12 protein-coding genes are annotated in these 14,081 nt (G+C 26.1%); all 12 read left to right on the forward strand.

The annotated features are described in order from the left end of the window. Positions 1-66: 66 nt before the first annotated feature. Positions 67-1,362, forward strand: a complete 1,296-nt coding sequence (gene tig / locus SCITRI_RS02530; protein WP_071937094.1) for a trigger factor — start codon at positions 67-69, stop codon at positions 1,360-1,362. Between the two features lie 316 nt (positions 1,363-1,678). Further along, complete coding sequence (gene lon / locus SCITRI_RS02535) at positions 1,679-3,997, forward strand: endopeptidase La (RefSeq protein WP_071937095.1); 2,319 nt, start codon at positions 1,679-1,681, stop codon at positions 3,995-3,997. Positions 3,998-4,176: 179 nt separating this feature from the next. Next, a complete protein-coding gene (locus SCITRI_RS02540; protein WP_071937096.1) occupies positions 4,177-4,695 on the forward strand; it encodes a hypothetical protein in 519 nt (172 codons plus the stop codon). Positions 4,696-5,055: 360 nt separating this feature from the next. Then, positions 5,056-5,346 (forward strand): hypothetical protein, encoded by a 291-nt coding sequence (locus SCITRI_RS02545; protein ID WP_237238047.1) that lies wholly within the window; start codon positions 5,056-5,058, stop codon positions 5,344-5,346. A gap of 277 nt (positions 5,347-5,623) precedes the next feature. Then, complete coding sequence (locus SCITRI_RS02550; RefSeq protein WP_004028632.1) at positions 5,624-5,920, forward strand: hypothetical protein; 297 nt, start codon at positions 5,624-5,626, stop codon at positions 5,918-5,920. A 112-nt stretch (positions 5,921-6,032) separates the two neighbouring features. Further along, entirely contained in the window at positions 6,033-8,078 is a 2,046-nt protein-coding gene (locus tag SCITRI_RS02555) for a type IV secretory system conjugative DNA transfer family protein (protein WP_237238048.1), read from the forward strand. A 415-nt stretch (positions 8,079-8,493) separates the two neighbouring features. Beyond that, a complete protein-coding gene (locus tag SCITRI_RS02560) occupies positions 8,494-11,160 on the forward strand; it encodes an Mbov_0397 family ICE element conjugal transfer ATPase (RefSeq protein WP_071937098.1) in 2,667 nt (888 codons plus the stop codon). Positions 11,161-11,175: 15 nt separating this feature from the next. Beyond that, positions 11,176-11,337, forward strand: coding sequence for a hypothetical protein (locus SCITRI_RS10485; protein WP_004028635.1), 162 nt, complete (start codon positions 11,176-11,178; stop codon positions 11,335-11,337). A gap of 140 nt (positions 11,338-11,477) precedes the next feature. Next, a complete protein-coding gene (locus SCITRI_RS02565; protein ID WP_071937099.1) occupies positions 11,478-11,696 on the forward strand; it encodes a hypothetical protein in 219 nt (72 codons plus the stop codon). Next, complete coding sequence (locus SCITRI_RS02570) at positions 11,684-11,995, forward strand: Mbov_0395 family pilin-like conjugal transfer protein (protein WP_071937100.1); 312 nt, start codon at positions 11,684-11,686, stop codon at positions 11,993-11,995. Before SCITRI_RS02565 ends, SCITRI_RS02570 begins: the two co-directional genes overlap by 13 nt. A 6-nt stretch (positions 11,996-12,001) precedes the next feature. Then, positions 12,002-13,480: an Mbov_0396 family ICE element transmembrane protein gene (locus SCITRI_RS02575; protein WP_071937101.1), complete on the forward strand. Its 1,479-nt coding sequence runs from the start codon at positions 12,002-12,004 to the stop codon at positions 13,478-13,480. Positions 13,481-13,507: 27 nt separating this feature from the next. Beyond that, positions 13,508-14,074, forward strand: coding sequence for a hypothetical protein (locus tag SCITRI_RS02580; protein WP_071937102.1), 567 nt, complete (start codon positions 13,508-13,510; stop codon positions 14,072-14,074). Positions 14,075-14,081: the final 7 nt, after the last annotated feature.

Consider the following 14,081-nt stretch of genomic DNA (forward strand, 5'->3'; position numbering starts at 1 on the left):
AAGTTATTTAAAGTCATTCTTTTTGTTATAATAAATTATGTGCAATAATTAGTTAAGGAGTAAAATATGAAATTTAAAGCGGAAAAAATACAAGATAAAGGAATTGGAAAATGATATGTAATCATTGATGGTACAGAATGAACAGATTATATTCAAAAAGCTGAAAAAAAAGCAGCAGAGCAATTAGAGGTCCCTGGTTTTCGAAAAGGGAAAGTACCTACCGATTTAGTTAAAAAACATTTAACTGAAGCAAAAATTTTAGATGCAGCGCATCATTTAGTTGTTAATAAAGCTTATAAGTTTGCATTTGATCAAAAATCAGATATTGAACCATTTTCATCACCAGTTCCAAGTGTACAAAAAATTAGTAAAACAGAATATATCTTACAATTAGAATTTGATTTAAAACCAGAAGTTAAAATTAGTAAGTATACTAGTTTTACTGATAAACAGTTAAAGAAGACAAAAATTGAAGTTAAAAAAGCAGAGATTGAAGATAATATTAATCAATTACGTAATCGTTTTGTAATTTTTAAACCAAAGATAACAGAAATTACAACTGGAGACACAGTAATTTTTGATTTTGAAGGTTTTGTTGATGGAAAACCATTTAAAGGTGGTAAAGCAACAGATTTTACGTTAGAGATTGGTAGTGGTCAATTTATTCCAGGCTTTGAAGATGCCATGATTGGTTTAAAAACAGGTGATAAGAAAGAAATTAATGTTACTTTCCCAGCAGATTATCATGTTGAAGAATTAAAAGCAACTCCTGCTATTTTTAAGTTAAATATTAAGGAAGTTAAAACAAAAGAGTTACCAGAATTAAATGATGAATTAGCAAAAGATGTTAATTTAAAAGGCATTGATACATTAGCTAAATTGGAAGTGCATGTTAAAAATAATATTTATGAGCAATTATTAAAACAAGAATATGATCATTTTATTGGTAATTTATTCCGCTTAATTGCAAAAGATTCAAAGATTGCTTTACCAGAATCAATTATTCGTAAAGAAGCAAATCAATTAAAACATGAATTTGAACAAAAGTTACAAGGTCAACAGCTGGATATGAAAACTTATAAAAAACGAACAGGAATGTCAGAAGAAGATATTTTTAATGAGTTATTTAAAGACGCTAAAAATCGTTTAGAAAATGGTGTTATTGTTGATGCAGTTGTTCAAAATGAAAATATTACGGCAACTGAAGCAGAAATTGTTGAACAATATGAAAAGTTAGGAAAACAATTTGGAATTGATGGTAAAACATTAAAAGAAACAAAATTAGTATCCGATCAACAAGTAAAAGAACAAGTTATTCATGATAAGGTATTTGCCTTTTTATATCAAAATAATGGTGAATAGAATAAAAACTAACATTATTGTTAGTTTTTTTATATAGTAGGACAATTTGAAGTAGTATGAAAAGTGCTGAATTTTCTTTCTTTTTGTGGTATAATAAGAGTATTATTAATTAAAAACTAGTATTCCTTCATTTTCGGATAAAGATATAATAAACAATAGGGGTGATGATTTTTTAAAAATTAGCACTTATCTATTGCAAGTGCTAATTTTTTTGTTATAATTTTTGTGTAACTTAAATTTATATTGCGATATTTTTTAAGATAAGATAAGATATTTTCAATATAAATGAAGAAAAGAAACAGGAGGTGTTTTGAAGATGGATTCAAAAATAACACAATTAAAAAATGTACCAGTTCTTGTAACGCGGGGTAGTTATATTTTTCTAGGCTTTGAACAAGTATTAGAGGTAGGGCGAGATAAATCAATTTTAGCGGTAAATACAGCTAGCAAGGATTTTGATAATCATATTGTTTTAGTTAGTCAAAAAAAACCGTTAGAAGATAATCCAAAGTTATCTGAAATTTATCGAATTGGGATTTTAGCAGAGTTAAAAATTCGTAAAGTGTGGGAAGATGGTAGTTTAACAGTTAATTTTAAAGCAGTTGATCGGGTAAAAATTTTAGATTTACGCGAAGGAGAATTTTATGCTGCTGATATTGATATTTTGAAGTCATTTGTTAAATCAGAAGATAAAATTGTTGAAAAATTAACAGCTAATATTAAAGAATTAATGGAATTACAGGATATTTTGCCAGAAGATTTATTAGATCAAATTGGTGATTCAGTTGATGGGGATGAAGTTGTTGACACAATTGCCCAATTTTTACCATTTATTCCAGTGGCGAAAAAACAAGAAATTATTGAGGAATTAGATGTTGAAAAAAGGCTTCAAATTATTTTTGATCATTTAGTTAATAAACAACAAGCAAATGATATTGATAATAAAATTAGCAAAAAAATTAAAGAACGAGTTGATGAACAACAACGTGAATATTACTTACGGGAAAAATTAAAAGCAATTAAAGATGAATTAGATGAATTTGATGGTGCAGCTGATGAAATGAAATTATATAAAGAACGATTAGCAAATGAATTATTTCCAAAAAATATTAAAGAACGAATTGAACAAGAAATCACTCGTTATGAAGCATTGCCACAAGCATCAAGTGAATCAAATATTATTCGAACTTATATTGATTGAATGATGCAAATTCCATGACATGAAAAAACAGAAGAAAAAAATGATTTAAAATTTGCAAAAGAAGTGTTAGATAAATATCATTTTGGTTTAGATAAAGTTAAAGAAAGAATTATTGAATACTTAGCTGTTAAAACAATGACTAAATCTTTAAAAGGACAAATTATTTGTTTAGTAGGGCCACCAGGGGTTGGGAAAACAAGTTTAGCAAAATCAATCGCTGAAGCAACAGGGCGAAAATTTGTTAAAATGGCCTTGGGAGGCGTAAAAGATGAGTCAGAAATTCGTGGACATCGTAAAACATATATTGGAGCGATGCCAGGGCGTATTATTCAGTCAATGAAACGTGCTGGTTCAATAAATCCATTATTCTTATTAGATGAAATTGACAAAATGGCCTCAGATTATCGTGGTGATCCTGCTAGTGCGATGTTAGAAGTATTAGATCCAGAACAAAATTCAACATTTTCTGACCACTACTTAGAAGAAACATATGATTTAAGTGATGTTATGTTTATTGCAACAGCCAACTACTATGATAATATTCCAGAAGCTTTAATTGATCGAATGGAAATTATTCAATTATCATCATATACTGAGTTGGAGAAATTCCATATTGCAAAAGATTATTTAGTGCCAAAAGTATTAAGTAATAATGGTTTAGCAGATGGGCAATTAACAATTACTGATGATGCAATTAATGAAATAATTAAATATTATACGCGTGAAGCAGGAGTTCGTCAGTTAGAACGAGATTTAAATGCCGTTGCACGGAAATTTATTGTTAAGTTCTTAAATAAAGAAATGGTTAATTTAACAGTCAAACCAAACACTGTTAATGAACTATTGGGCAAACGTCGTTTTGAACATACTGAAAAAGAAAAAGAATCACAAGTTGGAGTTGTAACAGGATTAGCATATACTCAATTTGGTGGTGATATTTTACCAATTGAAGTTAATAGTTTCTTAGGAAAAGGTTCATTAGTGTTAACTGGAAAATTAGGTGACATAATGAAAGAATCAGCATCAATTGCATTAGACTATGTAAAAGCAAATTCTGGTAAATTTAACATTGATTCAAAATTTTTTGAAACACATGATATTCATATTCATGTTCCAGAAGGAGCAGTTCCAAAAGACGGTCCATCAGCTGGAATTACCTTAACAACAGCAATTATTAGTGCTTTAAGTAATCGACCGGTATCAAAAGATATTGGAATGACGGGTGAAATTACTTTGCGAGGACAAGTTTTACCAATTGGTGGGTTACGAGAAAAATTAATTTCAGCTAACCGTAGTGATTTAAAAACAATTTTAATTCCACATAAAAATATTAAAGATATTGAAGATATTCCAAAAGAAGTGCAAGAAACATTGAATATTATTCCAGTTGCAACATATGATGAAGTTTTCAAAAATGTTTTTGGCACAAACTAGATTTTAAAATGTATCAAATTTGATACATTTTTATTTTCTTTTGTTTTAACTCTAAATTGACAAAATAAATTAAGTATAGTAGTATCTTGTTGTATATGATTTAAAAAATAGTTTTTTAAAGTACATGACTTATATTTATTAATCCTTAATAAATATAATAATGATAAAGGGTAAGAACTATGCGTGCTATGGTAAAAATTGAAAAATTAGTAAAAAAAATTCTAAAAAATACCAGAAAACAAATTAAAAAACTTGCAAGAGCATTAGGCTTTAGTAAAAAGAAATCAGTGCAAATTGCAACAAAAAATACACATAATTTAATAGAAACAATGGAAAATTATCGAAAAATTTCTAATTCAGACCAAAATCTAAATTTTGAACCAGGTTTTTTAAACAATATATCTTGATCTTTTTTGAATAATTATAGTACTAAAGATGAATATGGATATGAAATCCCAATTAAATTAAATAATACGCCAATTTATGAATCAATTGCTGAGCCAATTTATGAAAATATTCCATCTTCTAAAAATGAGCCAATCTATGATTATTTACCACCAGCTAAACCAGTTTCAGAATTAAAAAAAGAAACAATTGTTCCAGTTTCACAGTTAGATTCAGCAAAAGTTAGCAATGTGTATAAAAAAATAACAGAAAATGAAAATAGTATAGTAGAAGAAAATACTGTTGAAAGATAAAATGATAAACTAAGTTAAAATCTTTAAATAATATTATTTTTCTTTTAAATATTCGTATTAAATGTTTAAAATAATTTTATTTAAAAGATTTTTATTTTTATTTATTTTAAAAATAAAAAATTTCTGATATAACTATTAGGAGGGTATTTTTAACAATTCACAACATATATTTAACGATAAAATGATTTAGAATTGCCAAAGGAGGTTTAATTTTAAAATTGTTGCTAAATTAATATAAATATGATAGAGTGAAAATGTATATGATTTAAAAATATAAATATTGATATTTTTAAAATAAATGACTTTAATTAATTATTTCATTAAAGTAATTAATTAAATATTTAAAAGAAAGAAGAATTTATGGAAATTACTTCAGAATTTAAAACAACTTTAAAAAAATATTACAAATCAATTAAAAAAAGAATTAATATATTTTTAAAAAAACTTGGTTTTAGTAAAAAGAAAACCTATGAAGTATCAAACCAAGTTGTTACTGAAATGCATGGAACAATAGGTAGATATGTTCAAAAAAATATCGATGATCAAATTGAACCAAAAAGTTTCGGACAAGGAACAATTAAAAACAATTTGGAATTATTTAATCAAACAAGTGGTTTGCCATCATATAGTGAAAGAAAATGAAATATATAGTTTATAAAATAGAAATTTTTCTAAATATTTTTATTTAAAATTTTATTATAAATAAAGACAATATTAAGAAGGGGTTAGGTTATTAAAAATCAAATTTACTACTTTAAATTTATTCAAAAATATACATATACATATTAGTTTTTACAGGCAATTAATATTTTAATTGCTTTTTTATTTTTTTAAAATAATAAGGTGATATATGATATTTATGCTATAATTCTTTTGTATATGGCCAAGGTTACTGGTAAATTACATTAATTTATTTTTTGGAGAAAATATGAGTGTAAGAACTTGACTATCTTCAGTAGCAATTTTATGTTTAGTTCTAGTTATTTATGAAATAATTTTATTAATAAAATATAAAAGAGCTCGGAAAAAAAATTTTAGTAATATGCTAAATGAAACAATAAAAAACTCAAATAAAAATTTAATAAATAAAGAAAAAGATATTGAAAATATTAAAACTAAAGTAGTTAGTATTCTTAGTTATAAAGAAAAAATTAATATTATAGTATTAATTATTGGAATTGTAGGAATGTTCCTTTTTTCTACACTAAGTTTTTTATATGCATAAAAGTAAAAGATTTTCAAAACACCAAAAAGATAGTTTAATCGCCGCGTGTGTTTTTTTTCCGATTGCTAATATCTTTGGTACCATTATTATTTCATTTTTCAAAGTATGAAAAATGCCAGGTTTTACTTTTAGTAAATTTTTTCCTTATTTATGAAAATTTATGTCTGAAAATATCACTTTTGTCTTGATTTGCATTTTAGTTATTTCACTCCTTTTTTGATTAATTGCTTGTTTTATAATATTTGTTGCTGCAAAACATTTTGAAAAAACATATGTTAAAAAAACAGAAACATCAGAATATGGAGGAGCAAAATGAATTGTAAATGAACTAGACAAGAAAGGAAGTATTAAGGAATTTAATAAATTATATCCTGTTCATAATTTACATGATGTTAAAAATAAAGCAGGATGAGTAGTAAGATTTTTGAGAAAAAACAGTAAAATTAATTTTAATGTTCGTGGTAATACACATGCAATATGTTTAGGAACAACTAATAGTGGGAAATCACAAAAAATTGTAATGCCTTCTGCTATTTATAATAGTTGTTTACCAGAAAGATATAAACCATGTCTAATTTTTACTGATCCTAAAGGAGAATTATATGATGTTTTATCAAAACTATTACAAAAAAATGGTTATGAAGTACTAGTTTTAAATTTACGTGACCCTAAAAATTCGTCTTCTTGGAACCCACTGGCAATTTCTTACAAGTATTATTATGATTCAGTTACTATTGCAAAAGAGTTAAAATATTTTATAGTTAAAAATCAAAAACATTTGGAAAAATATGTTTGTTATTATCATGATGAATTTAATTGTGCAGAATGTTTTAGAAACATTGTTAATAAAAAAATTGCAATTTTTCGCAATCAATGATTTTTTGATTTAAAAGAAGCACAAGAATTTGTTGAAGCAACTAGAAATGAATTAAAATCATTAGCAATTGAAGAAATTAACGATTTAGTTTTAACAATTTGACCTTTAACTGGTGGGGAAAATGACCATTTTGCAAGTATGGCTGCTAGTATTGCAAAAACAATTATTTTAGGATTATTAGAAATATTAGATGATAATCCAGCGACATTGCCATTAGAAAAATTTAATTTTCCATTAATTAATATGCTTTGTAGTGACCGTAAAAAAATGAAAGCCTGATTTGCTAGCTTACCATCAACATCATTAGCAAAAATTATCGGGGCTAATGCATTAGCAACCGGAGAAAAAGAATTAGGTTCAATATTTTCAACTTTAGATCGTGGATTACAAATATATCAAGATCTTGGTATTCAATCTATTGTATGTAATAATGAAATTGATTTATTTAAGTTTACTGAAAAACCAAAAGCTTTATTTTTAATTATTCCGGATGAAAAAACTAATCGTCATATTTTTGCTTCGTTAATTATTTCTCAGTTATATAAAGCAAATGTAGCAATTGTAACAGAACGAAAAAGTAAACGTTTACCACGAGATATTCAATTTTATTTAGATGAGTTTGGAAATATGCCAACAATCCCTAATTTCCAATCCTTTGTTACGGTTGCTCGGAGCAGGGGAATTTTTTTCCTAATAATTGTTCAAGATTTAGATCAAGTTTATCAAAAATATGGGAAAGAAAATGGAACAGTTATTATTTCAAACTGTAATTTAAATATTTATATTCAAACTAATAATTTTGATACTGCAAAAACATATTCAGATATGTTAGGAACTGAAACAGTTGAAATTTTATCTCATTCACGTTCACGTAGCTTGCAAACAAAACGAATTATGATTGATCCTGTTCAAAGAAGAAAAGAAGGAATGGAATTAATTAAACCTAGTGATTTAATGAAATTAAAAAATCCTTATGGAATTATATTTAGTTCAAAAGAAAATCCGGGTCTAGTTTATATGGACTCAGCATGAAAATATAGTAAAGTATTTGGCTTAGGTAAACTTAAAAATACAAAAATAATTAAACCGTTTAATTTTCTTAATAATCATTATTTTGATTTATTTTCATATGTCACATCAGGTCAAGTTGAAATGATGAAAAATGAAATTGAAGAAAAAATTGCAACTATTTTAAAAATTCCTCTTGCAGAACGAACACCTGAACAAATTAAATTGTTAGAAAAATGTAAAAATATTGGAATTAATGTTAATGAAAGTTAATAAATTATTATCGTAGTTACTATCTTTTTAATATACTATCTTTTTAATATTTAGTAAGAAAGATAATAATAGTTATTGAACATCTAAAATAAACATAAAAATTATGTTAAATATTGATTTAAAAGATGTTCTTTTTGTTTTTTTACTTAAATTCTAAAATAAATATTTATAAAATAAATAAACTAGTAGATAACATAGGCTATTGTTAGTTGTTTTCTTCTTAATACTGAAGAAATATGAAAACAAAAATTAAAGTAAAAATTTTTTAATTTTAATAAATTTTTTTAAATAAATGTGATAAGATGAAAATTTATATTTTTTGAAATAAATAATTTTAAAGTAGAATTTCATATTAATTTTTAATAGTTAAAATGTTTATAATTTTAGACCCTTTTCGCGAGAAAGGAAAACTTAAATGAATAACAGTATTATTCCACCGCAGTTGAAAAAACAAAAGCTACGCTTAAAGGATAATTTTTCGTTACTTGATTTAGGTTTAACTTTAACATATGCAATGTTTGCATTTATGTTAGGTTACAATTTAATCACATTATCAATAATGTTAAGAGTAATTATTGGTATTACTTTTTTCTTATTTTTAATGATGACATTAATTCATTCTGATAAATATAGTGGAAAAATTTATATTATAATTTTTCGAGCATTTGTTTTTTTAGCTAAAAAAAGAAAGTTTGATATTTATAGTAAAAATAATAACACATCCTTATTAATGCCATATAAGAAATTGCATGACATGTGTATTGAAACTACTGTTTTAGAAGGTGGTAAAAAATGATATGTTGGTGCAATTGAAATTAAAGGACTTAATATTACAACATTAGATACAAATGAACAATTATTAAAATTTAATCAATTGGCAAATATGTTTCGTTTAACAGATTGTCAATTAAGTTTAGTAAAATTTGAAAAACCTTATGATTTAGAAAAAAATATTATTAATTTAGATAAAACAGTTGATAAATTAATTAATCTTCGTAGAGACGAAATTTTAACCGCAAAAGGATATAAAAGCCGTTTTGAACAATTAGAAGGTTATCGCAAGCTTTATGAAGATCAAGCTGGTATTTTAGGTTATTCTTTTACTAATAAAGTATTTGTTTTATTTGTATATGATACTTCATTAAGTAAATTAGAACGAGACATTCATATTATTAAAATGAAGTTAACTGAAACTAATTTGCGAACTATTGATTTGGATAAATATGAGTTAGTTAATACAATTAAACTGATTTTTAATCCATTTGATGAAAAGTTTTCAAATGAAAAAATTGATGAGTATCAAGATAATGTTAATGAGTTATTAGCATTAGATAATATTACCTTTACTAAAAGTGGCTTTCGCATAAATGATGCCCAATTTTCTATTAAAGGAATTCAAAATTATCCAATCTATCCACAAAGTGGCTGAGCTGCAAAATTATGTACAACAGATAGTACAGTTATTTTTAACATCTCTAATACAAATATCGATGCGGTTAAAGAACAATTACATCGAGCAATGATTAATGCCCGAACTAATTATTTTTCTGTTAAAAAAACGGTTAATCGTTCAGAAAAAGAGCGTGAATATGAATCGTTTGAAAACTTAGTGCAATTAATTGCATCAGGAGAAGAACAAATTAAACGGGTAAATGTTATTTTCTTAAATTATGGTTTTAATCGACATATGTTAAAACAATCAGAAGAAAGACTACATATCTTATTAAAAAGTCTTAATATGAAAATGGATTATTTATTTTTTCAACAAATAAGTGGGTATAGTGCCTTATTACCAAAACCAACTGATCCAACTGCATATCATAATTCTTATGAAATGCCATGTGCAACATTAGGAAATTCATTTCCATTTTTAAATAATGCTTTAGAAGATGAAAAAGGATTATTTGTTGGTTATAACACTACGGGTGATGTAATTTTTACGGACCAATTTAAACGTGGTGGTGATTTTCAAAATTCAAATGCACTATTTATTGGCACAACAGGAGGTGGTAAAACAACAACTGTTAGCAAATTTTTAAATTATCATATCATTAATGGTAGAAAAGTAATTATTATTGATCCAAAACGAGAGTTTGGGAAACTTTGTGATTATCATGATGGAAACTGAATTGATGTTGGTTCTGGACATAAAGGAAATTTTAATCCGCTACAAATTAATGCAAAAATTGATCAATATCAAAATATTAATACAATCATTGGTGACCATTTACAAATTTTAGAAACCTATTTTCATTTTACCCACCCAAGTTTAAAAATGGATGAAGTTGGTTTTTTAACACAACGAATTTTAGATTTATATTTAAAACTAGGTATTAATAATGAAGAAAAATTTAATAAAATGGAAAATAATGACTGACCAATTTTTGATGATTTACTCAATTTTTTAACAAAGCTAGAACCAGATCTTGGTGAAGCAGAAATGCTCCACAAAATTACAAAAATTATTCAATATGATTTTACTGGTTATGGAAAATATGCTGCCTTATGGAACAAACACTCAACTATTACCTTAGATGATAATTTATTAAATGTTTTAGATATTCAAACACTATATTCAAAACAAAAAGTTTTAAAAGCACAAATGTTTTTAATGCTTAATTATATTCGAACAGAAATTAATAATAATAGATTTAATACAGACAATGAAATAATTTTAGCAGTCGATGAAGCACATATTGTTATTGACAAAGACAATCCACAAGCGCTAAAGTTTCTATTTGAAACAGTAAAAATGATTCGTGGTTTTAATGGCGGGGTAATTTTAGTAACACAAAATTTAACCGATTTTAGAATGACTGCCGAATTAGAGCGAGAAGCATCTGCCATTCTGAACAATGCGCAATATGTTGGAATTTTAAAATTAAAACAAAAAGACTTACATGATGTAAGTGAATTGTATAGTGCAAGTGGAGGTTTATCTGAATCAGAAATTAATTTTTGTGCTGGTGCACAACGAGGAGATATGTTATTTATGGTGACAGATTATAATCGCCATTGTTTACATGTTGAATTATCTGATTTTGAACAACAAGCCTTTGGAATTAAATTATTAGAAAACTAAGATGAGGGAAGAAAAATGGAAAGACTAAAACGTAAATCTTATAAAGTACAATTAAAAGTTCCGATTGAATTATATGAGGAATTACAAAAATTTATTGATGATGAACATTCATTAGCTTATGTAATTAAGCATCTTATCAAAAAAGGAATTCAAAATTACTTTGGTGATGACGAATAATAATCTTTTAATTTATTTGTTAAAAGTAATAAGTTTATTTTTGTAAATGACCATTTTTTATAAGAGAAAAGGTATTTGGTAAATGACAAGCTATATTTTAATAATTCTTATTAAAATATTACAAAAGGAAAGGAAAAAATATGCAGGGGATATTTTTGATTAACAAGGCACAACCATTTAGTTGACAATTAAAAAAAGAAGAAAAGATAGTTTATCATAATGTTAATATTGATAAGTCATCTTGCAAATTTAATAAAAAAGGGACAAAACAATTTTTTATTAAATTAAAAAGTAAAATATTAAAATTAATTTTAAAAATACAAATTGCTACAAAAGGAGGATTATCATGAGTCTATTAAGTTTACTAGCTGATGCACCTGATTTTTCAAAAACTGCCGATTTAGTAGTTGTATTATTAAATGCGATATTATCACCAGTTTCAATTATTGCTGGGGCAATTTGTATTTTATATATTATTAAACATGGTTTAAAAATTAAAAAATTTGCTGATGATCCTGAACAACGAAATATTCAAATTTATGCTGTTTGCTGATGTGTTTTTGGGTTAGCATTATGTATTTTTGCACCAATATTTATTAACACAATTCTACCAGAATTAATTAATAGTTCAGGAAGATATGAACCTCCCACTAAGTAGGGGTGTATGGAATTAATATTTAATTTACCTTTTTTAAGTATCATTGACTGAATTTTAAATGGGATATATAAAGCAGTATGAGGAATCTTTATTACTGGCCCGTTAGGGTTGGTTTCAGTTTTTACAAAAGTTCTTGAATTTTTATCATCAGGAATAATTTTTAGTTTATTATTTAACTCACAAGAAGGCTTTTCTTGGTCAAATATTCCAATTGCATTTTGGCAATTTGCCATTGTTTCAGTAGCTTTCTTAGTAATAATTTTTATTACCCAATATTTAACATTACAATTTAAAGATGCAAAAGAAATGCAACCAAGATTACTGGCGTGCTTTAAATATACTGGTTTAGCTGGAATTTTTGTTCTTTTCATTCCAATTGGTTTTTTCTTTTTAAATGGAATTATTACTTGGTTTATGGGAATGTTAAGTACGATTTTTGGAACTAGTGACCAAAATTTAGCTGATCTATTATATTGAATTGGAAATAGCAATGGTGTTGCTGGTAAACCAGGCGATTATGGGCCACCAAGTAATATTATGGATTGAAGTTTAATTATTGAAATTTTTTCCATTTGTTTTGTTCTTTTTGCCATTGCAATGTTGGGAATGTCATTAACACAAAAGATTTTTGAATTATTATTTCTTTTTATAGTTGCTCCAGTTGTAATGGCAACGATGGTGCAAGATGAAGGGAAAAGAGCATTAACATGAAAAGATATGGTGTTATCAAAAATGTTAGCAGCCTCAACAGCCTTAGTGGCTTATTATATTTTTATTATATATATTAATGTTATTTCAGGTCCTAATTTTGGTCCCTCTGATTTTCCTGGCTATGCCAAAATGCTTTTACAAATTATTTGTATTTTAGGAGGAGCATTAGGTGTCTGAGGCATTACAAATTTACTTTCAGCTTTTATTGGTGAAGCAATTGGAATGTCAGATGGTCTTAATTCAATTCGAAGTACAATGGCAGCAGGAATGTTCGCAATGGGAGCAGGGAAGGTAGCTAAAAAAGCACTTGGTTTTGTGAAAAAGAAAAATAAAAAAGGTTCATCAGGTATTCCTGGCATTCCAGGAATAGATACTTTTAGTGGTGGCGGGAACCAAAACCAAAGTCAAGGAATATCACCACTAAGCTTTTTAGAAACAAGAACAGGAGCCTTAGGAATGATTGGAAAAGGATTACGGGTTGGGGGTAATGCGCTTGGACGTTCAATATGGGCAGTTAAAAATGGATGAGAATCAACAAAATCTGCATGAGGAGACTCATATGATGTTAATCCAACATCAACAGGAAGGTTAGGGAAAGTTAAGAAAAATCTTAATCAAACTAAAAACTTTATGAAAACAGAAGCACGCATTGGAGCAAATTATCTTGGTAGAAAATCTATGAAGATAGCTGCAAAAGGAATAAAACAAGTTAAAAGACATTCTTATGATCATGTCCAACGAGGATACAAAGCTGGCAAAAGAAAAGAACGTTAATTAAAACTTAGCAAGAGGATAAAAATTATGAAAAAAGTATTATGAATTTTATTATGCAGTATACCAATGCAATTAACAATTTATACTTTTGGATGTAAAGGTTTTAATTATGGTTCAAATCCACCTAATTTAAAACCAATTGAACCACCAGAAGAAGTAAAAGATATCAATTATTATTTGCAACTAAAAGAAAAAAATCAAAAATTATTTGAAAAAGCAAAAAAAGAAATTGATCAACTAAATTCATCAGAATCAATTCAGGAAATATGTGGTAGTTCAAGAATGTGTTCTGAATTGCAAGAAATAATAGATGCAAATATGGTTGAAATGTATGAATATCAAGCAATTGTCTATGATTGTGATTATCAAATTTTATTTTTAGAAATTGATGGTGATTTTAGTGATAAGAAAATTAGAGAAAATGCAATTGCTATTATTAAAAATGAAAATGATATTTTAAAAAAACAATTAAAATTAATGACAACTTCATCTGACCCATATCGAGAAGATGAAATTAATAAAGTTAAAGATTTAATTAAAACCTGTGAAGAAATTTTAGAAAAATTAAATAAAGAAAATGAAAATAAAATTTAATTAAATA

The sequence above is a fragment of the Spiroplasma citri genome (assembly GCF_001886855.1).
Taxonomy (GTDB): Bacteria; Bacillota_I; Bacilli_A; order Mycoplasmatales; family Mycoplasmataceae; genus Spiroplasma; species Spiroplasma citri.